The sequence below is a fragment of the Mycobacterium sp. genome (assembly GCF_025965855.1).
Lineage (GTDB): Bacteria > Actinomycetota > Actinomycetes > Mycobacteriales > Mycobacteriaceae > Mycobacterium.
Genome location: NZ_JAOPWB010000237.1, coordinates 1 through 22,791 on the forward strand (window position 1 = coordinate 1; position 22,791 = coordinate 22,791).

General features: G+C 66.5%; 23 protein-coding genes and 1 pseudogene. 16 read left to right on the top strand and 8 right to left on the bottom strand.

The features are described from left to right. Positions 1-685: 685 nt before the first annotated feature. The 3 genes from JWP83_RS20030 to JWP83_RS20040 all read right to left on the bottom strand — a co-directional run bounded on the left by JWP83_RS20030 (position 686) and on the right by JWP83_RS20040 (position 3,772). Positions 686-2,032 (bottom strand): adenylate/guanylate cyclase domain-containing protein, encoded by a 1,347-nt coding sequence (locus JWP83_RS20030; RefSeq protein WP_297733580.1) that lies wholly within the window; start codon positions 2,030-2,032, stop codon positions 686-688. Positions 2,033-2,096: 64 nt separating this feature from the next. After that, the gene (locus JWP83_RS20035; RefSeq protein WP_297733583.1) at positions 2,097-3,200 is read right to left on the bottom strand and encodes a DUF1214 domain-containing protein; all 1,104 of its coding nucleotides are present in this window, start codon (positions 3,198-3,200) and stop codon (positions 2,097-2,099) included. Then, entirely contained in the window at positions 3,197-3,772 is a 576-nt protein-coding gene (locus JWP83_RS20040) for a TetR/AcrR family transcriptional regulator (protein WP_297733586.1), read from the bottom strand. The genes JWP83_RS20035 and JWP83_RS20040 overlap by 4 nt, the downstream gene beginning before the upstream one ends. A gap of 27 nt (positions 3,773-3,799) precedes the next feature. Between JWP83_RS20040 and JWP83_RS20045 the strand changes: the two genes are divergently transcribed. Together JWP83_RS20045 and JWP83_RS20050 are read left to right on the top strand one after the other, a co-directional pair. After that, positions 3,800-5,053: a sulfotransferase gene (locus tag JWP83_RS20045; protein WP_297733590.1), complete on the top strand. Its 1,254-nt coding sequence runs from the start codon at positions 3,800-3,802 to the stop codon at positions 5,051-5,053. 35 nt (positions 5,054-5,088) lie between these two features. Then, complete coding sequence (locus JWP83_RS20050; protein WP_297733593.1) at positions 5,089-5,979, top strand: alpha/beta fold hydrolase; 891 nt, start codon at positions 5,089-5,091, stop codon at positions 5,977-5,979. Positions 5,980-6,001: 22 nt separating this feature from the next. Here JWP83_RS20050 and JWP83_RS20055 read toward each other — a convergent pair. Together JWP83_RS20055 and JWP83_RS20060 are read right to left on the bottom strand one after the other, a co-directional pair. Next, positions 6,002-6,213, bottom strand: a pseudogene (locus tag JWP83_RS20055) (molybdopterin-binding protein). A gap of 37 nt (positions 6,214-6,250) precedes the next feature. Beyond that, positions 6,251-6,880 (bottom strand): TetR/AcrR family transcriptional regulator, encoded by a 630-nt coding sequence (locus JWP83_RS20060; protein WP_297733596.1) that lies wholly within the window; start codon positions 6,878-6,880, stop codon positions 6,251-6,253. Positions 6,881-7,010: 130 nt separating this feature from the next. Here JWP83_RS20060 and JWP83_RS20065 point away from each other — a divergent pair, with 130 nt between their 5' ends. Next, on the top strand, positions 7,011-8,336 hold the full coding sequence (locus tag JWP83_RS20065; RefSeq protein WP_297733600.1) for a cytochrome P450: 1,326 nt from the start codon (positions 7,011-7,013) through the stop codon (positions 8,334-8,336). Positions 8,337-8,352: 16 nt separating this feature from the next. On the opposite strand, the gene msrA is transcribed toward JWP83_RS20065, so the two are convergent. After that, positions 8,353-8,868: a peptide-methionine (S)-S-oxide reductase MsrA gene (gene msrA, locus JWP83_RS20070; protein WP_297733603.1), complete on the bottom strand. Its 516-nt coding sequence runs from the start codon at positions 8,866-8,868 to the stop codon at positions 8,353-8,355. Positions 8,869-8,951: 83 nt separating this feature from the next. On the opposite strand from msrA, the gene JWP83_RS20075 reads away from it, so the two are divergent. The 3 genes from JWP83_RS20075 to JWP83_RS20085 all read left to right on the top strand — a co-directional run bounded on the left by JWP83_RS20075 (position 8,952) and on the right by JWP83_RS20085 (position 11,127). After that, positions 8,952-9,455, top strand: coding sequence for a nuclear transport factor 2 family protein (locus tag JWP83_RS20075; protein WP_297733755.1), 504 nt, complete (start codon positions 8,952-8,954; stop codon positions 9,453-9,455). Further along, positions 9,456-10,499 (top strand): NAD-dependent epimerase/dehydratase family protein, encoded by a 1,044-nt coding sequence (locus tag JWP83_RS20080; protein ID WP_297733606.1) that lies wholly within the window; start codon positions 9,456-9,458, stop codon positions 10,497-10,499. It begins immediately after the preceding gene. Between the two features lie 247 nt (positions 10,500-10,746). Continuing rightward, positions 10,747-11,127 carry a DUF427 domain-containing protein gene (locus JWP83_RS20085; protein WP_297733609.1) on the top strand — a complete coding sequence of 127 codons (381 nt, stop codon included), beginning with the start codon at positions 10,747-10,749 and terminating at the stop codon, positions 11,125-11,127. A 4-nt stretch (positions 11,128-11,131) separates the two neighbouring features. On the opposite strand, the gene JWP83_RS20090 is transcribed toward JWP83_RS20085, so the two are convergent. Next, entirely contained in the window at positions 11,132-11,536 is a 405-nt protein-coding gene (locus tag JWP83_RS20090) for a nuclear transport factor 2 family protein (protein ID WP_297733612.1), read from the bottom strand. Positions 11,537-11,622: 86 nt separating this feature from the next. On the opposite strand from JWP83_RS20090, the gene JWP83_RS20095 reads away from it, so the two are divergent. Continuing rightward, positions 11,623-12,537: a DNA-3-methyladenine glycosylase 2 family protein gene (locus JWP83_RS20095; RefSeq protein ID WP_297733616.1), complete on the top strand. Its 915-nt coding sequence runs from the start codon at positions 11,623-11,625 to the stop codon at positions 12,535-12,537. 87 nt (positions 12,538-12,624) lie between these two features. Further along, positions 12,625-13,173 (top strand): DNA starvation/stationary phase protection protein Dps, encoded by a 549-nt coding sequence (dps, locus tag JWP83_RS20100; protein WP_297733619.1) that lies wholly within the window; start codon positions 12,625-12,627, stop codon positions 13,171-13,173. On the opposite strand, the gene JWP83_RS20105 is transcribed toward dps, so the two are convergent. Continuing rightward, positions 13,170-14,636 (bottom strand): chloride channel protein, encoded by a 1,467-nt coding sequence (locus JWP83_RS20105; RefSeq protein ID WP_297733622.1) that lies wholly within the window; start codon positions 14,634-14,636, stop codon positions 13,170-13,172. The two genes, dps and JWP83_RS20105, sit on opposite strands and share 4 nt — an antisense overlap. A gap of 125 nt (positions 14,637-14,761) precedes the next feature. Between JWP83_RS20105 and JWP83_RS20110 the strand changes: the two genes are divergently transcribed. The 8 genes from JWP83_RS20110 to JWP83_RS20145 all read left to right on the top strand — a co-directional run bounded on the left by JWP83_RS20110 (position 14,762) and on the right by JWP83_RS20145 (position 22,781). Further along, the gene (locus tag JWP83_RS20110; RefSeq protein ID WP_297733625.1) at positions 14,762-15,727 is read left to right on the top strand and encodes a pirin family protein; all 966 of its coding nucleotides are present in this window, start codon (positions 14,762-14,764) and stop codon (positions 15,725-15,727) included. Then, positions 15,727-16,362 (top strand): TetR/AcrR family transcriptional regulator, encoded by a 636-nt coding sequence (locus JWP83_RS20115; RefSeq protein WP_297733628.1) that lies wholly within the window; start codon positions 15,727-15,729, stop codon positions 16,360-16,362. The genes JWP83_RS20110 and JWP83_RS20115 overlap by 1 nt, the downstream gene beginning before the upstream one ends. 83 nt (positions 16,363-16,445) lie before the next feature. Next, on the top strand, positions 16,446-17,387 hold the full coding sequence (locus JWP83_RS20120; RefSeq protein WP_297733631.1) for a class I SAM-dependent methyltransferase: 942 nt from the start codon (positions 16,446-16,448) through the stop codon (positions 17,385-17,387). Positions 17,388-17,419: 32 nt separating this feature from the next. Then, positions 17,420-18,361 carry a class I SAM-dependent methyltransferase gene (locus tag JWP83_RS20125; RefSeq protein ID WP_297733634.1) on the top strand — a complete coding sequence of 314 codons (942 nt, stop codon included), beginning with the start codon at positions 17,420-17,422 and terminating at the stop codon, positions 18,359-18,361. Next, positions 18,362-19,306 carry a class I SAM-dependent methyltransferase gene (locus JWP83_RS20130; RefSeq protein WP_297733637.1) on the top strand — a complete coding sequence of 315 codons (945 nt, stop codon included), beginning with the start codon at positions 18,362-18,364 and terminating at the stop codon, positions 19,304-19,306. A gap of 139 nt (positions 19,307-19,445) precedes the next feature. Continuing rightward, positions 19,446-20,888: an aldehyde dehydrogenase family protein gene (locus JWP83_RS20135; RefSeq protein WP_297733641.1), complete on the top strand. Its 1,443-nt coding sequence runs from the start codon at positions 19,446-19,448 to the stop codon at positions 20,886-20,888. A gap of 59 nt (positions 20,889-20,947) precedes the next feature. Continuing rightward, positions 20,948-21,808: an SDR family oxidoreductase gene (locus JWP83_RS20140; RefSeq protein ID WP_297733644.1), complete on the top strand. Its 861-nt coding sequence runs from the start codon at positions 20,948-20,950 to the stop codon at positions 21,806-21,808. A gap of 4 nt (positions 21,809-21,812) precedes the next feature. Further along, positions 21,813-22,781 (top strand): NADPH:quinone oxidoreductase family protein, encoded by a 969-nt coding sequence (locus JWP83_RS20145; protein WP_297733648.1) that lies wholly within the window; start codon positions 21,813-21,815, stop codon positions 22,779-22,781. The last annotated feature ends 10 nt before the right edge of the window (positions 22,782-22,791 follow it).

A 22,791-nucleotide genomic window follows, 5' to 3' on the forward strand; every position in this document is an offset into this window, starting at 1 on the left:
GCCAGCCAAAGCTGGGAATGAAACGCAGTCTAACTGAAGTCACGCGACACCGGAAGGACACCGAATTCCAGCTCCCGTGCTTCGGCGCAGGGAGGGCTTTGCTGGCAGACACCCATCGCCGTCATGACGCACTCGTTGCTCCCCGCGCAGGGGTGCGGCCGAATTGCTGGCTCTGCCAGTTCATTTCAGACAACCGCCACATAACTGACGTGTCAAAGGCGACACCGGGAGGGCGGTATGGATCAGATGTCGATCGTCGACGTGGAGCCGGTGAACCTGGACAATGGGGCCGAGTGGAGCTTCGAAAGATCGGTGTCGGCAGCCCCGGGGCAGCAGCCGAACCCAATTTCTCGGAGGAGTGGCAACAGCGATGTCGGCATTCGGCGGCGCTCATGGTGGCTCCGAGGCGAAGTTTTGCAACCTCATATCTTGTCTATTTCGAGAGCGCCAGTCGAGCTCCCCGATCGCCGTCAAGGCATCGCATCGGGCCACTTCATGTACCGCTGAAGCCGAAGATCTCAACAGGGCGCGGAAACGATCTCTATGGTCGCGATGGCCGGTATCGTCGCCTCGTGATCACGTCATCCCAGCGCGGGATATCCGAGGAACTGATCTGCCGGGGTAGTAGCCCCGAGCCCATGGCCGGCCCAAACCACGGTCCGACCAACGTTATTCGGCTGCGGGGTTAGAACGGAACGCCTGTTCGCTTGGTCACGCGGAAAACTTCCGTTTCCTCGACAAGGCCCTTGAGCTGTCGGAGACCGAGGCTTTCAAAGTGCAGCCCTGAGCCGGCTGAAAGATCGCGCACCGTGCGACTCGTGAGCACTTCGTCGGGTCCGGCCATCGCGCCTATGCGGGCACCGATGTGCACCGCCATGCCGCTCCACTCGCCGCCTCGACGCTCGCATTCGCCCACGTGGATACCGGCGCGAATGGAAATACCGCGCGAAGCCAGCGCGGGCACAAGTTCGAGCCCGCAGCCGGCCGCCTTGGTGGAGCCGTCGAACAGCGCGAACACGCCGTCCCCCGTGTGTTTGACGCGGCTGCCGCTGTACTTCATCAGAATGCTGTCGACCAGCTTGTCATGTGCGTCCAGCTGATGTCGCCACCGCGCATCACCACGAGCACTGAGCAGTTCGGTGGAACTGACGATGTCGGTGAACAGCACCGTCTTGAGCACTCGTTCGTCGACGGCAATACTCGGCCTGCCGGTCACGAAATCGAGGATGGCCGAACCCAGCGTGTCATCGATCAGCCCGTGCGGCCCTGGGGCCAGCGTCTTGAACTCGGCTCCAGGAATTGCAGCGGCCAACGCCGCAACGCCGTCAATCGGGGCCATTTGATCACCCGGGCGCGCCAGGACGAGAGACGGGGTGCGGATGGAACCTAGAACGCCGCGAACGTCTATCTCCAAGAGCGCCTGCCACAGCCACGACGCCATCGTCGGACTGGCGCTTGTTCGTTGATACCGCCCATAGAGGTCGCGAAATCCTGGTATGTCGGCAATCGCGGCGCCAAAGAACACCTCAGCCAACGCCCCTTCACCCCAATGACTTTCGATGTCTTCCAGATGAACGGCCTTCTCTTCGGCGGTAAATCCCCATGGATGGTCGGGCAATTCTCGAGAGAACCGCGCCATCGTTCCGTACATCACCAGTGACCGGACCCGTTCTGGATATGTCGCCGCGAACAGAAGGCTCATCGGGCCACCCTCGGACTGGCCGAAGAGGGCCGGACGATCGACCCCGACAGCATCGAGAACTGCATGGAGATCATCCATGCGCTCTTCGAGTGGCGGGACGTGGGCGGCCGGATCTGAAAGGCCCGTGCCGCGTTTGTCCCAGACGATGACCCGCAGGACTTGAGCCAGTTGTTCGATGACGGCTGTGAACGGGCTTGCCGGGTCGTCGTACATCTCCACGTTGCTGAACCAACCCGGGATCCAAATGAGTGTGGTGTCACCATCCCCGAACTCGCGGTACGCCAGCCGGACATCCCCGTTGCGCGCATACCGTACGCGCCCGTCGCTCACGCGACCATTCTCGCATTTCATGGTCCAGCCCGCGGATAGATTGGCCCCCGCACCCTCAGGAGATTCAGTGCACCGCTGCGGGGGCTTCCGATAACTTCACGAGTTTCACCTCGGGCCGCTCCGGCACCCCGTCCGCCAGAAACCACCGGAAGGCGAGGTTGCCTTGCGGATAGCCCAGCGTGGTCAGTGAGTTCGGGTGGGCCGCCATGCCACGGGACACCACGACCGTCACCGAGCCATCACTGTTGGGCACGGCGCTGTTGCCATTGACGGAGCACCGGGCATCGGCGGCGCCATAGGTGGCCATGAATTGGTTCCACACGACCATGTTCCAGAACCGGCACGGTGGCGGTCGGTGCGTGATGACCAGCGCTTCGTCGTCGCCGAGCACGAAACTGCCGTAGGAATAGCACGCATCGCGCGCCGACCAGCCGAAGTTGGCGTCGGGCACCTGATAGGGATCGGCGAATTCGTTTGCGGCGTGGGCGGTCTCGTGCCCCAGCGCGTACTCCCCGTCCACCCGCGTCCCGACGGCCAACGGCACGATGGCAAACATGGTGCGCAGCCAGGTGGCCGCAGCCCGCAGGCTTGCGGCGGTCTCGGCGTCGCCATGTCGTATCGGATCCGGCTCGCCGAGCGCCTCGATATTCCAGACAACCGGGCGCCCGGTCAGCGGGTCGGCTTGGTAGTCGCGGGTCATCAGCACGGCCGCGTCCGGCGTCGGGGGGAATTCGAAGCTGAAGTTGCCGTCGGCGTCGACGTCGAGATCGCTGTCCCGGACGATCGCGACGACCCGGTCCGACCAGGCGCCGGGCGACGGTTCGTTGTAGGCCGTCACCGAAAAGTACACGCTGTCACCGCGATTGCCACTGATGCGGTAGCGCCGCTTCGGATCGACCGGGCACAGGAAGTAGTAGGCGTCGGTGTTGTCGCCGCCCCATCGACGGTCCCGGCGGAACGGCGTGTTCACCGCGACGAACTGTGGCCGGCCGGGCTCGGGGAACAGGTAGGCGTCCAAGGCGACGCCCAGCGTGATGGCCAGCGTGCGGTAGCCGTCGGCGATGTGGCGGTCGTCGGTGACGGCGCGGTCGCCCTCGAGGAAGGAGCGGTCGAGGGTGCCGAGCGCCGCGAGCAGCTCCTGCCACGCGGCCGTCGATTCGTGGGTCATGCGCTGATTCCCTTCAGGAGCAACATCGTCGTGCGGTCGACCCAGGCGTCGTCGAGTTCGGTGGGACGGGTGAGCAGGCTCAGCAACGTGATGCCGGCCATCGCGGAGGCCAGTTCGGCGGCGGTGATGTCGGCCCGCACCTCGCCGCGGGCCGCGGCGCGCTCCAGCCGCTCGGCGAGGCCGCCGGTGATGATGTCGCCGAACCGCTCCAACAGCGCCGAATGCAGCGTCGGATCCGCCGCCATCTCGCCGACGAGTCCCGGCAGGGCCGCCCTGGCCGCCGGCGTGGTCAGGACGGCCATCGTGCGGCGCACCATCTCGCGCAGGTCGTCGCACAGCCCTCCGCTGTCCGGGGTTTCGGTGGCCGCGCCGATCGGGAACACCGCCTCGTGCACGAGGTGCGCCTTGCTCGGCCAGCGCCGGTAGATCGCGGGCTTGCTGGTGCCGGCCCGCTCGGCGATGGCGGAGACCAGCAGCCCGGAGTAGCCGGTTTCGGCGAGCAAATCGACCGTCGCGCGAAGCACCGCACCGTCGATACGCGGGTCGCGGGGCCGGCCAAAATCAACAACCATTACGAAACTCAGAGTAACATAAGTCGGATGACCGACACCGGCGTCGTCCGCCACCCCGTTCGTCTGGAAGACCTGGCCCAGCCCCGGTTCGGCGCCGAGGCCCAGCAGATCCTGGACATGATGACCGCGATGGCCGCGGACTGCCCCCTGGATGCCGATTCGCTGCACGCTAGGGCCACTGCCGACACCGGCCTGCACGATTTCGGTCCCGACGATTACCGAGAACGGCTCGGCGTCTACCTCGCCGCGCTGCGCGACATCGACGGGTTGCACGCCGCCGGCGCGGTCAACTTCTACGCACAGCTGCTGCAGTTGCTCAAGAACCGGCTCCTGTTCGCCGACCTCCTGAGCAGGCACCCCGAAATCGATGACATCGAACTGCAGCCGCCGATCGTGATCGCCGGCCTGCCCCGCACGGGCACCACTCATTTGCACAACCTGCTGGCGGCGGCGCCCACCTTCCGCACCATGCCGTACTGGGAAAGTGTCGAACCGTTCCCGCTGCCGCGGGAGGCGGGACTCGAGCCGGATCCGCGCAGGATCCGGATGGACGTCGGGGTCGGGGTCATCAACACCGTGCTGCCGTATTTCCCGCTGATGCACGAGATGACCAGTGATCACGTCCACGAAGAAATCCAATTGCTGGCCAACGACTTTTCGACGATGCTCTTCGAGACGCTGGCCGACGTGCCGCGCTGGCGCGACTACTACCAGGCGCACGACCAGACGCCCCACTACGAGTACCTCGCCCGCCAACTCAAGGCCATGCAATTTCTGGGTGGCGGGCGGCGCTGGCTGCTCAAGTCGCCCCAGCACCTCGAGCAGGTGCCGGTGCTCGATCGGGTTTTCCCTGGCAGCATCGTCGTGTTCACCCACCGCGACCCGGTCCCGGTGGCGCTGTCGATGATCGCGATGATCACCTACTCCGCGCGCATGCACCGTTCGCCGGTGCCGGTGCGGGAGATCGCGGAATACTGGGTCGACCGTCTCGATCAGTTGCTGACCGCCCTGGTCCGCGAGCGCGACACGATCGGTCCCGAACGCTCGATCGACATCCGATTCGACCGATTCATGGCCGACGAACTCGGCGTCGCCGGGCGGGTGTACGCGTTGGCCGGCGAACCGTTCACCGAACAAGCGCGTGGGGCCGTCGCCGATTACCTGGCGGCCCATCAGCGCGGCCGGCTGGGAAACGTCGAAACGTCGTCCGAGATGTTCGGGCTCACCGAGGACAGCCTGCGGGCGCGCTTCGCGCCCTATGTAGAACGGTTCCTGGCTTGATCCGGTTGGGCGGGCATCGCGTACCTTCTCAACACATGGTCGCTATGCCCGCGCTGGAAGGTGTCGAACACAGGTACATCGAGCTCGGGGATGGTGTGACCATCCACGTCGCGGATGCCGGTCCGGCCCATGGTCCGGCGGTGATGCTGGTGCACGGCTTTCCCCAGAACTGGTGGGAATGGCACGAACTGATCGGTCCGCTGGCCGCCGAGGGCTATCGCGTGCTGTGCCCCGACCTGCGCGGCGCGGGGTGGAGCTCGGCGCCGCCGTCCAGGTACCTCAAGAACGACATGGCCGACGACCTGGCCGCGGTCCTGGATCGCTTGGGCGTCGCGACCGTCAAACTTGCCGCCCATGACTGGGGCGGGCCGGTCGCGTTCATCATGATGCTGCGCCATCCGGAGAAGGTCACCGGGTTTTTCGGAATGAATACCTCCGGGCCATGGACCAAGCCCGAGCTCAAGCTGCTCCGCAACGTCTGGCGGTTCTGGTACCAAGTCCCGATATCGCTGCCGGTGATCGGCCCGCGGGTGGTCGGCGATCCCAAAGCCCGGTTCTACCGGACTCTGGCGTCGTGGGTCGGCGGAGGCTACCTGGTGCCGGACGACGATGTCCGCTTCTACATCGAGTGCATGCGCCAGCCCGGGCACGCGCTGGCGGGTTCCCGGTGGTATCGCACCTTTCTGAGCACGGAGCTGTTCCGCTGGCTGCGCGGCGAATATAACGACGCCCGAGTCGACGTGCCGGTCCGCTGGCTGAGTGGCACGAAAGATCCGGTGCTCACAGTGGATCTGCTGGACGGATATGCCGACCGCATCAGCGATTTCGAGGTCGAGATCGTCGAAGGCGCCGGTCACTGGATCGTCGAGGAGCGGCCCGAGCTGGTCCTCGATCGCCTCAGGGCCTTCCTGCGCGCCGAAACCTAAATCGCTGCTGCGCTTTTCGAGGTCACTCGACGCCGATGGCGACCTCCGTGGACTTGATGAACACCGTCGCCGGCTGACCGACCGCCAGTCCGAGGTCGGTCGCGGCGTCCTTGGTGACCGAGGACGTGACGATCTGGTCGCCGCCGTCGAGCTTCACCTTGACGATCGCCATCACGCTGCCGAGATCGATCTCGTGATGGTTCCCTTGAGTTGGTTGCGGGTCGACAGCCGCATCGCGTCCTCCAAGTTTTGTCGGGGGTCGGCGACGAGCCTAGTGTCGCGGGCCGAGCAGGGCTACGGAGGCGTCGACGGCCGGTTCCACGATGCTTCGCACGGGTCGGCCATCCTCGACGGCCAGCGCGGTCAGTTCGCGCAGGCCGCCCAACAGGATCACGGCCAGCGGTGCGGTCAACGGCGGCAGCTTGGCGCGCCGGAAGCCCGGACTGGCGCTGAGGTCGATCAGCAGGTTGGACAACAACTGCAGCCCGCGACGCTGGACTGGGCGAGCGACGCCACCCAGCGACGGAAGCTCACGAATCCAGCTCAGGGTAACGGCCGGGCGGGCCTCGATGTATCCGACGTAGGCCTCGACGGCCTGACGAATCTGCCGGTGCCAGTCGGCCTCTGGGTCGACGGCCACGCCGATGTGCTCGCCGAGCTTCTCGATGTCGGTCCGCAGGAGTTCCAGGAAGCACTCTTCCTTGCTGGCGAACTGGTCGTAAAAGGTGCGCTTGGACGTGCGGGCGTGGCGGACGATGTCGGCGACCGTGCTGGTCCGGTACCCGCGCTCACCGATCGAGGTGGCGAGGCCGTCGAGCAGCCGGAGCCGAAACGCATCCGGCTTGGCCAGGGGCGCGCCGAGGACCGCGTCGTCGGCCGCTGCTGTCGCCGCTGATGTCATGGGCGGCGCCCCCTTCGGCGAATACGGCACCTTGTCAGGCTTGGTACCACAGAGTACCGTATCGGGAAAGGTTTTGGTACACCGCGGTACCACCCCTGGATCCGAGGGGTAGAAGGGGAGCAGCAACGCCATGAGCGAAGTAGTCACTGCCCCGCCGGCGCCCCCGGCAGTCAGGCTCCCCCCTGCGGCCCGAATTCCGAAGCTGTTGTGCGGCATGATCTTTGCGAGTTCGCGGCGCGGGATGATCAACCGCCTGGCGCGCCGCCACGGCAACGTGTTCACGCTGAACATCCCGATCTACGGTCGCGTCGTGATCGTCGGCGACCCGCAGCTGGCTAAGCAGATCTTTACGACCAGCCCGGAGGAGCTCGGAAACATCCAGCCCAACCTGAGCCGCATGTTCGGCTCAGGCTCGGTGTTCGGGCTCGACGGCGACGATCACCGCCGGCGGCGGCGCTTGTTGGCGCCGCCGTTCCACGGCAAGAGGATGAAGAACTACGAGGCCATCATCGAAGAGGAGACCCTGCGCGAGACGGCCAATTGGCCGGAAGGCAGGCCTTTCCCGACGCTGCCGTCGATGATGCACATCACGCTCAACGCCATCCTGCGAGCGGTCTTCGGGGCCGACGGCGCCGAACTCGATGAGCTGCGCCGGATCATTCCGCCGTGGGTCACCCTGGGCTCGCGGTTGGCCGCGGTGCCGAAACCCGAACGGACATATGGCCGGTTCAGCCCTTGGGGCCGACTGGCCGAGTGGCGGCGCCAATACGACGTCGTCATCGACAAGCTGATTGCCGCCGAGCATGCGGATCCGAACTTCGCCGGACGCACCGATGTGCTCGCGTTGATGCTGCGCAGCACCTACGACGATGGTTCGACGATGTCGCGCAAGGACATCGGCGACGAGCTGCTCGCATTGCTGGCCGCCGGCCATGAAACCACCGCTTCCACGCTGGGCTGGGCGTTCGAGCGGCTGATCCGGCACCCGGAGGTGCTGTCCGCCCTGGTCGAGGAGGCCGACAACGACGGCGGCGAGCTGCGCCAGGCGACGATCCTGGAGGTCCAGCGGGCCAGGACCGTCATCGATTTCGCGGCCCGCCACGTCTATCCTCCCGCCTTCCAACTCGGCGAATGGGTCCTCTCCCAAGGGGATTCGATCATCGTGAGCATCGCGCAGATCCACGACAATCCAGACATCTATCCCGACCCGGAGCGCTTCGACCCGCAACGCTACATCGGGAACAAGCCGTCCACCTTCGCGTGGATCCCGTTCGGCGGCGGGACCCGCCGCTGCGTCGGAGCCGCATTCGCCAACATGGAGATGGACGTGGTGCTACGAACGGTGTTGCGCCACTTCGCAATTGAGACCACCACGGCGCCGGGAGAGCGTTGGCACTGCCGCGGTGTCGCCTACACCCCCAAGAATGGCGGGCGCATCGTGGTCCACCGGCGATGAACCAACGGGGACTCAATCAGTTGGCGGCGGTGGCCCGGCGCGGCAACTTCCAGCCTGGCCGCACGTAGTGGCACGTGTACCCGTTGGGGTAGCGCTGCAGGTAGTCCTGATGCTCGGGCTCGGCCTCCCAGAAATCCCCGGCCGGGCTGACCTCGGTCACGACCTTGCCGGGCCATAGTCCCGACGCCTCCACATCGGCGATGGTGTCCAGCGCGATCCGCTTCTGCTCGTCGTCGAGGTAGAAGATCGCCGACCGGTAGCTGAGCCCCACGTCGTTGCCCTGCCGGTCTTTCGTTGTCGGATCGTGGATCTGGAAGAAGAACTCGAGCACGGTGCGGTAATCGGTGACCGTCGGGTCGTAGATGATTTCGATGGCCTCGGCGTGCGTGCCGTGATTCCGGTAGGTCGCGTTGGGGACGTCTCCGCCGCTGTAGCCCACCCGGGTCGAGATCACGCCGGGTTGTTTGCGGATCAGGTCCTGCATGCCCCAGAAGCAGCCGCCGGCGAGGATCGCTTTTTGAGGATCTGTCATTGCTTGCCTTTCCGATCGGCCACGACCGCGCCCAGATGGAGCCCACGCTACACTCCGCCGATGAGCTGCAATGGCGCCGCGAAGTGACTACCCGTTCGTTCTCCCGTAGCGAACTGGCCGCCGCCTTCGAGAAATTCGAGGAAACGGTTGCCCGGGCCGCCGAAACCCGGGATTGGGACGCCTGGGTCGAGCAGTACACGCCCGATGTCGAGTACATCGAGCACGCGGCGGGAACCATGCACGGCCGCGACGAGGTGCGCGATTGGATCAAGCAAACGATGACGACCTTCCCGGGCAGCCACATGATCGCGTTCCCGACGTTGTGGTCGGTCATCGACGAGGCCACCGGGCGGGTCATCCTCGAACTGGACAACCCGATGCGCGACCCCGGCGACGGTAGCGTCATCACCGCGACCAACCTCACGATCATCACCTACGCCGGCGACGGCCAGTGGAGCCGTGAAGAAGACATCTACAACCCGTTGCGCTTCCTGAAGGCGGGGATGAAATGGTGCCGCAAGGCGCAGGCGCTGGGCACCCTCGACGAGGACGCGGCGCGCTGGATGCAGCAATACGGAGGATCGTAAGTGAGCACGAAACCCAAACTGGTCATCGGCGCCAACGGCTTTCTGGGTTCGCACGTGACCCGCCAGCTCGTCGCCGGCGGCGCCCAAGTGCGGGCGATGGTGCGCCCGACCGCCAACACCCGCAGCATCGACGACCTGCAGGTCACCCGAATTCACGGCGACGTGTTCGATACCGACGCGCTGCGCGAGGCGATGGACGGCGTCGACGACGTCTACTACTGCGTCGTCGACACCCGGGCCTGGCTGCGCGACCCGTCGCCGTTGTTCCGGACCAACGCGGAGGGGCTGCGCAACGTCCTCGACGTCGCCGTCAAAGACCCGAGCTTGCGCAGGTTCGTCTTCACCAGCACCTACGCGACGGTGGGCCGGCGACACGGGCACGTGGCGACCGAAGAAGACACCGTCGATCCACGCGGACTGACCCCCTACGTCCAATCCCGGGTCGAGGCCGAAAATCTGGTGATGCGATACGTGGCCGAGGCGGGGCTACCCGCCGTCGCGATGTGCGTCTCGACGACGTACGGCAGCGGGGACTGGGGAGGCACTCCGCATGGCGCCTTCATCGCCGGCGCGGTGTTCGGCAAGCTTCCCTTCCTGATGAACGGCATCCAGCTGGAGGTCGTCGGGGTCGACGACGCCGCCCGGGCGATGATCCTGGCCGCCGAGCGCGGCCGCATCGGCGAGCGGTACCTGGTCTCCGAGCGGATGATCGCGCTGAATGATGTCGTGCGAATCGCGGCCGACGAGGCCGGCGTGCCACCGCCGCAACGCACGATCTCGGTGCCGACGCTGTATGCCCTGGCCGCGATGGGCACCCTGAGGGCCCGGCTCACCGGCAAGGACGCCGAACTCAGCCTCAAGTCGGTGCGCATGATGCGCGCCGAAGCCGAGGTCGATAGCGGCAAGGCGAAGCGGGAACTGGGCTGGCAGCCCCGCCCGGTGGAGGAATCCATCCGGGAGGCGGCCCGGTTCTGGGCGGCACTGAAGAGCGCGCAGACCGCTCGGAAAGACACGCAGGACAGCACGGCCGCACCGGCCGAATAGGCTCGGCCCGGTGGAACACATTCCGGTCGACCTCCACGGGCCCCCGCAGACCATGCTGCCAATTTCTTGCCGTGCAGCCTCGAGCGGCTGCCGCGCGCCAGCGAGCGATGAGCGGGTCATCTCGCTGGTTCCCGCCCCGGCCGACATGGTGCAATACCACCGCTACGCATTCGGGCCGGCCTGATCGGGAAGTGTTGAGCGCGGGCCGGCGTTACACCCAGCATCCGCGTCTGAGGAGGTATCGACCATGGCCCACCGGCAAGTCCTGGAACCGAGCGCCGGGCACCCGATCACCATCGAGCCGACGAAGGGACGGGTGCAGGTCCGTGTCAACGGCGAGCTCGTCGCGGACACGACCGCGGCACTGGAGTTGCGCGAGGCGACTTTACCTGCGGTGCAATACATTCCGACAGGCGACGTGATCTCCGACCGGCTGACCCGCACCGACACCAGCACCTACTGCCCGTTCAAGGGTGACGCCAGCTACTACAGCGTGACCACCTCGGCCGGCGAGACCGTCGACGATGTGATCTGGACGTACGAGCAGCCCTACCCGGCCGTTGCGGCGATCGCCGGGCACGTCGCGTTCTACCCCAACAAGGCGGACATCAGCGTCTCGGCTCGGTAGGGGCTTAGCCCCCACTGGGTGAATGGGGCAGCGCCCGGGCCTGCGCGCGGGTGTCACTGTATTCGCGCATCGAGACGATCTGCCCGTCGCGGGTCTCGAAGATGCACACGAAGGGGCTGTCGTATTCGACGCCGTCGGTGGTTGTGCCGGATGCGTTGGCTTCCACCACCACCGTGTCGCCCTCCGTGAAGCAGCGGCGCAGATCGACGTTGAGCTCCAAGGTCTGTTTGCGCCAATCGATCGAGTGCCGCAACGTTGCCTTGTCGAAGGATATGCGGGTGAAAAGGCTCCAGTACGTGAAGTCGTCGCTCAGCAACGCGAAGCCCTCATCTAAGTCGCCGCCCTCGCTCAAGCTCTGCAAGAACATCCAGGCGAGCTCTGTGTGCGGGCCATCGAATGGCGTCATCACAACGCAATAGTGTCTTGGGGAACAGTTAACGGTCAATCGGCACGGCCCGTAGAGCTGGCTGTGACTTGTCGGGAATGAAGAGTTAGTTGGTGAAGAGCGCGCGAACTGTCACGTTCCCCGGGGCGGCCAGCTTCGGGCATACGTTGGCGCCCTTGCGCAGGGGCCCTCGGGATCCGTGCTTCCGGGTCCCTGGTGACGGCACCATCTGGCGAACCAGCCTGCTGCCCAGTGGGCCCGTCACGGCGCGGATCGACCGCGCGGCCGCCAACGCGGCCCATTGCGTGGCTTGGGGCGGCGGCGCGCAGGAGTTCATCGAGATGCTGCCCGCGATGCTGGGCGCCGACGACGACGCTTCGGACTTCGAACCGCTCGACCCGATCGTTGCCGCCGCCCACCGACGCGTGCCGCACCTGCGGCTGGGCCGAACCGGACGGGTACTGGAAGCCCTGATCCCGGCGATCATCGAGCAGCGGGTGCCCGGCGCCGACGCGTTTCGGTCATGGCGTGTATTGGTGTCCAAGCACGGGACGCCCGCGCCCGGGCCGGCGCCGGCCGGGATGCGGATACCGCCGTCGGCCGAGGCGTGGCGGCACATCCCGTCGTGGGAGTTTCATCGCGCCAACGTCGACCCGAGACGGGCGCAGACCGTGGTGACTTGTGCGCGACGGGCGGCCTCGCTGGAACGGCTGGTATCACGGCCGGTGGAACAGGCCCGCCAGGCGTTGACGTCCCTGCCGGGAGTGGGTGAGTGGACCGCCGCCGAAACCGCGCAGCGCGCATTCGGTGACGCCGACGCCGTGTCGGTGGGCGACTACCACATCCCGAAGATGATCGGCTGGACGCTGCTGGGCCGCCCCGTCGACGACGCGGTGATGCTCGAACTACTCGAACCGATGCGACCGCACCGCCACCGGGTGGTTCGGTTGCTCGAGGCCAGCGGGCTGGCATACGAACCGCGGCGCGGCGCCCGGCTACCGGTGCAGCAAATCCACACACTCTGACCTGTCGTGTTTTCCAGGTTGGCCATCGGGTACCCAGCAAGGCAATTACCGTGTGCGAACCGCAGAGAAGGAAGCCAGGAAAAAGCAATGACTCAGTTCACCATTCCGGGATTGACCGACAAGCAGGCGGCGCGGCTCACCGAACTGCTGCAACGGCAACTGAGCACCTACAACGATCTTCATCTCACGTTGAAGCACATCCACTGGAACGTGGTGGGTCCGAACTTCATCGGTGTGCACGAGATGATCGATCCGCAGGTGGAAGCGGTGCGTGACTTTGCCGACGACGTCGCCGAACGCATTGCGGCGCTTGGTGCTTCGCCGCAGGGTACGCCGGGCGCGATCATCAAGGATCGTTCCTGGGACGACTATTCCGTCGGCCGGGACACGGTCCAGGCGCATCTGGCCGCGCTGGATCTGGTCTACAACGGCGTCATCGAGGACATCCGCCAATCCATCGACGAGACAGACCAACTCGACCAGGTGACCCAGGACCTGTTGATCGGGCAGGCGGGTCGACTGGAGAAGTTCCAATGGTTCGTCCGGGCGCACCTGGAAAGCGCCGGGGGCAAGCTGACCCACGAGGGCAAGAGCACCGAAAAGGCCGCCGCGAGCACCGCTCGCCGCAAGTCCTAGCTATTGGGGGGCAGTTCACCGTCGGCGACCGCTGCGGCTTGGCGCGTGCGCTCGGCCTCGGCGGTCTCCCGGGTCAGCCGCTGCGCCTCGTAGATCGTGACGTTGGTGCGCGACAGCACCAACGCCGCTATCCCGACGGCCAGGATCGCGCCCGGCACCACCGAAAACGAGCCGGTCATCTCCGCGACCATGATCATGATCGCCAGCGGGGCGCGGGCGACGCTGCCGAAGCAAGCCATCATCCCGACCACGACGAAGATCCCGGGCTCGTGCGGCACCCCGGGCACGCCCGACAGCTCGCCCAGCCGCCATACGGCGGCTCCCACGAAGGCGCCGATCACGATCCCCGGGCCGAACAGCCCGCCGGATCCGCCGGTGCCGATCGACAGCGACGTGGCGACGATCTTGGCGATCGGCAGGACGAGGACGATCCACAACGGGATCGCCATCAGCGATGTGCGGTCGGCCGCCAGCTGCGCCCAGCCATAGCCGCTACTCAGGATCTGGGGGATCAGCAGCCCCAGCAGGCCGACGAGGAGTCCGCCCAACGCCGGCTTGAGCACTGGCCCGCCGGGCAGCCGGTAGGTGAGCCGCACCGAGGCGTGGAAGGTCCGGGCATACAGATAGCCGACCGACGCCGCGACCAAACCGATCACCACGAACCACAGCAGGGGCCAGGCCTTCTCGAACCGGTACTCGGCGTCGATATAGCCGAACAGCGGATCGAAGCCCAGGAAAGCCCCGAGCACCGCGTATGCCGTCCCCGAGGTGATGAAACCGGGCAACAGGCTGCGATAGTCGAAGTCGTCGCGGTAGGGGATCGAAGCGGCCAGCACCGCCCCGCCCAGGGGCGCGGCGAAGATCGCGCCGATGCCGGCTCCGATACCCAGCGCCACCGCGGTCCGGCCGTCCTCGTCGGACAGGTTCAGCCGCCGGGTGAGCAAGGAGCAGAAGCCGGCGGAGATTTGCGCTGTCGGGCCTTCGCGTCCGGCCGAGCCGCCCGATCCGATGGTCAGCGCGCTGGCCACCATCTTGACCAGCACCGCCCGGAAGCGGATGGCGCGGGGATCGGAATGTACCGCCTCGATGGCTTCGTCGGTGCCGTGGCCGGTGGCCTCCGGGGCCAGCTTCGTCACGACCAACGCGGACAGCAACGCTCCGCCCGTCGTCACCAACGGGATCGCCCACGCCCGGTTAAAGCCCGCCGACCCGTGGCTGCCGCCCTCCCCGACGGGCGTCGGGGTGTGGTAGTCCGCGAGGTAGCCGAGCAGGAACTCGGTGGTGTACTTCAGCGCCAGATAGAAGACGACCGCTCCCAGGCCGGCGATGACGCCGATCGTGACACCCAGCAGCAGCCACTTCTGCAGGTAGCCCGACTTGCGGATCGATGCCCCGAAGCGGCCGCCGGCGGCGCGGGCCGGGGCCTCCGCGGGATGGGGTTCGTCGTCCGCCGGTTCGCTCACGGCGCGCGCCTGACCCCAAGCATCAAGCCATCTTATGCAGCACCACCGGGCGCACGCTCGGGAATATCCGGACCACAGTCCGGTTATACGGGTATTCGCTACCGAGGACGTAAGAGGAGACAAAGATGCCTGCTGTAACCGCAGACACGCTGACGCTGCCACGCGTCGGCGCCGCCGGTCCGGCCGAGACCGAACGGCCGGTCCGATCGATCACCACCGGCCCGCGAGGCCACGAGGGCGAGGGTTTTCCGGTGGTCCGCGCGTTCGCCGGGGTCAGCACCGCCGCCCTGGATCCCTTCGTGCATATGGACCAGATGGGCGAGGTGGAGTACCAGCCTGGTGAGCCCAGAGGCACCGATTGGCACCCGCACCGCGGGTTCGAAACCGTCACGTACATGATCGACGGAAGATTCGCGCACCAGGATTCGCACGGCGGCGGCGGCCTGATCGCCGATGGCGCGACGCAATGGATGACGGCGGGTTCGGGCATCCTGCACATCGAGACGCCGCCGGCCGAGCTGGTGGAAAGCGGCGGCGTCTTCCACGGCATCCAGCTGTGGGTGAATTTGCCGAAGAGGGACAAATTGGCGGCACCCCGGTATCAGGCCATCGAGGGCGGGGACGCCAAATTGCTCGCGTCGGACGATGGTGGAGCCCTGCTCCGCATCATCGCCGGCGAGATCGACGGTCACCGTGGCCCGGGTATCACCCACACCCCAATCACCTTGGCGCACGCGACGATTGAACACGGGGCGCGGCTCAACATTCCGTGGCGGCGCGATTTCAACGCGCTGGTATACGTGCTGTCCGGGAGCGGATATGTCGGTCCCGTCTCCCATCCGATTCGCTCAGGGCAATTGGCCCTGCTCGGACCGGGCGACCGGATAACCGTGGGGGCCCATCAGGAGGCAATTGACGTGCTGCTGCTGGGCGGGCAGCCGATCCGCGAACCGGTATTCCACTATGGGCCTTTCGTGATGAACACTCGCGCGGAATTGGTCGAGGCGCTAGAGGACTACCAAGCCGGAAAATTTGGCAGCATTCCGCCAAATGCGCTAATGCCGCACCACGGCGGTGGCACAATTCAGTAATGTCGCCAACGGCGAGTCGCCGGCCGGGACGTCCGCCCGCCGCCAAGGCAGACGAGACGCGCCAACGGATTATGCAGGCGGCTCGTCTGGTATTTAGCGAACGTGGTTACGACGGCGCGACGTTCCAGGCGATCGCGGCCCGCGCCGACCTGACTCGACCGGCGATCAACCATTACTTTTCCACCAAGCGGCTGCTGTATCGGGAGGTATTGCAGCAGACAAACGCTCTCGTCATCGGGACCGGCATTCGAGAAGCGAAGCGCGAGACCACGCTGACCGGGCGGCTGACGGCATTCATTACCGCCGCGGTGCGTGCCAATTCCGACAATCCCGCAGTGTCGGCGTTTCTGATTAGCGCCGTGCTGGAATCGCAACGGCATCCCGAATTAAGCCCCGCCGAAAACGATTCGGTGAAAATGGGCCGCGATTTTTTGATGTGGACGGTCAACGAGGCGATCGAGCACCGCGAAGTCGCGACCGATATCGACCCCGCCGCATTGGTCGAGACGCTGCTCATCCTGCTCTGCGGTGTGGGGTTCTATGCCGGCTATGTCAGCAGTTACGAGGAATTGCTGGCCGTCAGCGACGTGCTGCGGCGACTGCTGGAAGGCGCTCTCTGGCGCCCCGAGGTCTGACCGGCTCGGCGCCGCGCCGGGCGCAGTGAAGTTGCGCACAAAGCGTATAGGCTAACTAACTTACTCGGTAGCATGGTCGGGACATGACTGATCTGGATGCCTCGTTACCGCCTTCGATACGGACTGACGGTGACAGCTGGGCCATCACCGAACTGGTCGGCGCCACCGCGCTGGGCGTCGCGGCGTCGCGTGCGGCGGAAACGGCCGGGCCCGACCCGCTGATCCGCGACGAGTTTGCCCGCGTCTTGGTGTCGTCGGCGGGTCCGGCGTGGGCGCGACTGGCCGACGCAGCGCTGGCCTGGCTCGACGGCGATCCGCAGGGACAACGCGCGCACCGACTCAGCATCGACTACCAGGCGGTGCGCACCCACTTCTTCGACGAGTACTTCTCCAACGCCGTCAGCGCCGGGATCGGGCAAGTCGTGATCCTGGCCGCCGGGCTGGACTCGCGGGCCTACCGCTTGAATTGGCCGCCGGGCACGGCGGTCTACGAGATCGACCAGCCCAAGGTGCTGGAGTACAAGACCGGGATCCTCGAACAGCACGGCGCGGTTCCCACCGCCAGCCGGCGCCCCGTTCCGGTGGATCTGCGTGACGACTGGCCCACGGCCCTGACCGCCGCCGGCTTGGACCGCACCCAACCCACGGCGTGGCTTGCCGAGGGGTTGCTGCCATACCTGCCGAGCGACGCCCAGGACCGGCTGTTCGAAATGTTCACTGCGCTCAGCGCGCCGGGCAGCCGGGTGGCCATCGAGGCGTTCGGCATGAACTCGCGAAGCAATTCCCAGCGCTGGCTGCGAATGCGGGAGCGACTGGGTCTGGACGTCAACGTCCAGGCGCTGACCTATCACGAGCCCGATCGCACCGACGCCGCTCAGTGGCTGACCGACCACGGCTGGCGGGTAGACGCCGTGAACAACCGCGACGAAATGGCCCGATTGGGCCGCCCCGTCCCCGACGACCTGGACGACGAGGCCGTCCGCAGCACGCTGCTGCGGGCGCGTCTCGGCGGGCCGAACAGCTGACTTCCGCTTTTAAAGGACCAAGGAGCAACGCGATGAGCTCACTGCGCACCCACGACGACACCTGGGACATCAAGACCAGCGTCGGCAGCACCGCGGTCATGGTGGCCGCGGCCCGCGCCGTCGAAACCGAACGGCCCGACCCGCTTATCCGTGACCCGTACGCCAGGCTGCTGGTCAGCAACTCCGGCGCCGCCGTCTTGTGGGAGGCCATGCTCGACCCCGAGATCGCGGCCAAGGTCGAAGCCCTCGACGAGGATTCCGCGGCCCACCTGCACCACATGCGCGGCTACCAAGCGGTGCGGACGCACTTCTTCGACACCTTCTTCACCGACGCCGTCGCCGACGGGATCCGCCAGGTTGTCATCCTGGCGTCGGGACTGGACTCCCGCGCCTACCGGCTGGACTGGCCGGCCGGCACCACGGTCTACGAGATCGACCAGCCCGAGGTGCTGGCCTACAAATCCACCACGCTGGCCGAAAACGGCGTGAACCCTTCCGCCGATCGCCGCGAGGTGGCCATCGACCTGCGTCAGGACTGGCCGGCCGCGCTGCGTGCCGCGGGCTTCGACCCCACCCAGCGCACCGCTTGGCTGGCCGAGGGGTTGTTGATGTACCTGCCCGCCGAGGCCCAGGACCGGTTGTTCACCCTGATCGGCGAGCTGAGCCCGGCCGGCAGCCGGGTCTCGGCCGAAACCGCACCCAACCACGCCGACGAGCGGCGGCAGCAGATGCGGGAACGCTTCAAGAAGGTGGCCGACGAGATCGGCCTGGAACAGACCGTCGACGTCGGCGAGCTGATGTATCGCGACGACCACCGCGCGGACGTCGCGGACTGGCTTAACGAAAACGGCTGGCGCGCCACGGCGCGGCACTCAATGGACGAGATGCGCCGGCTGGGGCGCTGGATCGAGAACGTCCCCCTGACCGACGACAAGGACGCGTTGTCCGACTTCGTGATCGCGGAGCGGTTGTAAATGCCGCGCACCGCGGACGACTCCTGGGACATCGCCACCAGCGTCGGGGCGACCGCGGTGATGGTCGCGCTGGCCCGTGCCGCCGAGACGGCCAGCGCCGAGCCGCTGATCTCCGACCAGTTCGCCGAGGCGCTGGTGTCTACTCCCGAACTCGAGGGGGTTCGGGAGCAGGTCGCCGCCTGGTGGACGCCGGAGCCGGAGGATGAGGCTGAGGGGGCTGAGGCGGCCGCGGATTTCACCGTCGACTCCCGGCACATGATCAATTACCAGGCGGTGCGGACCCATTTCTTCGACGCCTACTTCGCCGATGCGGTGGCCGCCGGCGTCCGCCAAGTGGTGATCCTCGCGGCCGGTCTGGACTCGCGTGCCTACCGGCTCGACTGGCCGGACGGCACCGTCGTCTACGAGATCGATCTGCCCAAGGTGCTTCAGTACAAGGCCGAGACGCTCGCCGCCCACGGGGCCGCCCCGGTCGTCGACCGGCGACCGGTGCCCGTGGACCTGCGCCACGATTGGCCCCAAGCGCTGCGCGACGCCGGGTTCGATGCGACCGGTCCGACGGCCTGGCTCGCCGAAGGGTTGTTGCCGTTTCTGCCGGCGGCCGCGCAGGAAGCCATGTTCGCCTCGATCGACGAGCTGAGCGGCTCGGGCAGCCGGGTGGCGGTCGAAATGTTCGGGGTCGACCAGGAGAAGCGGCGCGAGGCAGAGCAAAAGTGGCAAGAGCTGCGGGCGAAGCGCGCAGCGCGCGGCCAAGACACCTCGTTCAACCCCTTCGACCTCTGGTTTGACGACGAGGGCCGCCCCGATTGCGCCGACTGGTTCGGCGCCCACGGCTGGACGACTCGCGCGGTGAGCGCGCGCGATGAGGGCCTGCGGCTGGGCCGCGCGCCGCAGTCGGAGGAGAGGCCGTTCACGAACAGCTTCGTGACGGCAACCAAACCCTGACCTGGCGGCCCGCCGGATCGCTCGGATTCGGTCGGGGCGGATCCTTCCTATTGCTGTCCCAACCCGATGGTTAGGATCGCGGTTATCACCGATGAGCGGTCACCCGCACTGCAGCGGGCGACTCTGCTCGGGAAGGACAATGATGACCACCGAATCGGTTGCACCGAAGACATCGGAATCCACGAACGGAGCCCCCTCCAAGTCCGAGGCCGCACCGATCGACGTTCCCGCCACGGTCGCTCGGCTCCGGAAGACCTTCGCCTCCGGCCGTACCCGCGACATCGGGTGGCGCAGGCAGCAGTTGCTGCAACTGCAAAAGCTGATGGAGGAGAACGAGGAAGCCATCAGCGCCGCCCTCGCCGCGGATCTGGACCGCAACAAATTCGAATCCTTCATCGCGGACATCGCGACGACCGCCGGTGAAGCGAAGTACGCGGCCAAGCGCGTGCGGAAGTGGGCGCGCCGCAGCTACCAAAGGCTGGAGATGCCGCAGCTACCCGGGCGGGGCTTTATCGAGTACGAGCCCTACGGCACCGTGCTGATCATCGGCGCCTGGAATTACCCGTTCTACCTGACGCTGGGCCCGGCGGTCGGGGCGATCGCCGCCGGGAACGCGGTCATCCTCAAGCCCTCGGAAATCGCGGCCGCGTCGTCGCGGTTGATGGCCGAGCTGGTGCCGCGCTATCTCGACAACGACGCCATCGCGGTCGTGGAGGGAGACGGCGCGGTGAGCCAGGAACTCATTGCGCAGGGCCTGGACCGCCTGATGTTCACCGGCGGCACCGAGATCGGGCGCAAGGTCTACGAGGGCGCGGCGCCCCACCTGACCCCCTGCACGCTTGAGCTCGGCGGCAAGAGCCCGGTGATCGTCGCCGCAGACGCCGACGTGGACGTCGCGGCCAAGCGGATCGCGTGGATCAAGCTGCTCAACGGTGGGCAGACGTGTGTCGCGCCCGACTATGTGTTGGCTGACGCGAAGATCCGCGACGAACTCGTCGACAAGATCGGCGCGGCCATCACGAAGTTCCGGTCCAAGGAGTCGCAGGGTATACGCATCGTCAACCAGCGCCAATTCGACCGGATCAGCGGTTATCTTTCGGGCGGGGATGGCAGGGTCACCGTGGGCGGCGCCTGCGACGCTTCGACCCTGCGGATCCAGCCGACGGTCGTCGTCGATCCCGACCCGAACGGGCCGCTGATGCAGAACGAGATCTTCGGACCGATCCTGCCGGTGATCACCGTCCAATCCCTTGACGACGCAATACGTTTCGTCAACTCGCGGCCAAAGCCGCTGTCCGCGTACCTGTTCACCAAGGCGCGCGAGATCCGCGAGCGGGTGATCAAGGAGGTGCCCGCCGGCGGCATGCTGGTCAACCACCTGGCGTTCCAGGTGTCGACGGCCAAGCTGCCGTTCGGCGGCGTCGGCGCCTCGGGCATGGGCGCCTACCACGGCAAGTACGGCTTCGAAGAGTTCAGCCACCGCAAGTCGGTGTTGACCAAGCCAACCCGGCCCGACCTTTCCAGCTTCATCTACCCGCCGTACACGGAGCGGGCCTTCAAGATGGCTCGCAGGATGTTCTGACGGCGTCGCTTCGCCAAATCACTTGCTAGGTCGGATTTTTCACAGCAGAGAGGAACCTTATGCCCGGAGTGCAGGATCGCGTCATCGTCGTCACCGGCGCCGGTGGGGGACTGGGGCGTGAATACGCTCTGACCCTCGCCCGGGAGGGCGCCAGCGTCATCGTGAACGACCTTGGCGGTGCGCGTGACGGCACCGGTGCCGGCCACAACATGGCCGATGAGGTGGTCAAGGAGATCAAGGACGCGGGTGGCCGGGCAGCGGCCAACTACGACAGCGTCGCCGAGCCCGAGGGCGCCGAGAACATCATCAAGACCGCGCTCGACGAATTCGGCGCCGTGCACGGCGTGGTGAGCAATGCCGGGATCCTGCGCGACGGCACCTTTCACAAGATGACGTCGGAGAACTGGGACGCCGTGCTCAAGGTGCACCTGTACGGCGGATACAACGTCATTCGCGCTGCCTGGCCCCATTTTCGCGAGCAGAGCTACGGCCGCGTCGTCGTCGCCACCTCCACCAGCGGGCTGTTCGGCAATTTCGGCCAGACAAACTACGGGGCGGCCAAGCTCGGCTTGGTCGGCCTGATCAACTCGCTGGCGCTGGAGGGCGCCAAGTACAACATCAACGCCAACGCGCTCGCCCCGATCGCGGCCACCAGGATGACCCAGGACATCCTGCCGCCCGAGGTGTTCGAGAAGCTCACGCCGGATTTCGTCGCGCCGGTGATCGCCTACCTGTGCACCGAGGAATGTGCCGACAGCGGATCGGTTTTCGTGGTCGGTGGCGGCAAGGTGCAGCGGGTCGCGCTTTTCCAGAATGACGGCGTCGACTTCGACCAGCCGCCGTCGGTGCAGGATGTCGCCGCGCACTGGACCGAGATCACGGACCTCTCCGCGGCGCAAAAGGCCGGATTCAAGCTGTAGGGTCATGAAAGCCTGTGTGGTACAAGAGCTGTCCGGCCCGGAGGGCATGGTCTTCACCGATGTCGATGACGTCAGCGCCGACGGCAACCACGTCGTCATCGACGTCCGCGCCGCCGGGGTGTGCTTTCCGGACTTGCTGCTGACCAAGGGCGAGTACCAGCTGAAGCTGCCCCCGCCGTTCGTTCCCGGCATGGAAGCCGCCGGAGTGGTGCGTTCGGCGCCGGAAGGTTCGGGCTTCCAGGTGGGGGAGCGGGTCTCGGCGTTCGGGATCCTGGGCTCCTACGCCGAGCAGGTGGCCGTTCCGGTGCCCAACGTGATGCGCAGCCCCGCGGAACTCGATGACGCCGAAGCGGTTTCGCTGCTGGTGAACTACAACACCATGTACTTCGCGCTGTCCCGCCGCGCCGCGATGCGGCCGGGCGACACGGTCCTGGTGCTGGGTTCCGCCGGCGGAGTGGGCACGGCGGCCATCCAGGTCGCACGGGCGATGGGCGCGAAAAAGGTGCTGGCCGTTGTGCACCGCGAGGCCGCGGCCGACTATGTCGCGTCCTTGGGCGCCGACCTGGTAATACCCCTGGCCGACGGCTGGGCCGACCGGGTGCGCGACTACACCCATGGCCGCGGGGTCGACATCGTCGTCGACCCCATCGGCGGCCCGGCGTTCGACGACGCGGTTCGCGTGCTGGCGATCGACGGCAAGCTGCTGGTGATCGGCTTCGCCGCCGGCGGCATTCCCACCGTGAAAGTCAACCGACTGCTGCTGCGCAACGTCAGCGTGGTGGGCGTGGCGTGGGGCGAGTACCTCAACAAGGTTCCCGGGTCGGCCGCCCTGTTCGCTTGGGGGCTAAGCCAGTTGGTTTTCTTGGGGCTGAAACCGCCTCCGCCACAGCGTTATCCGTTGTCGGAGGGACAGGCCGCGCTGCAGAGCCTGGCCGACGGCGGTGTGCTCGGCAAGGTGGTACTGGAGCCCTAGCCCTCAACCG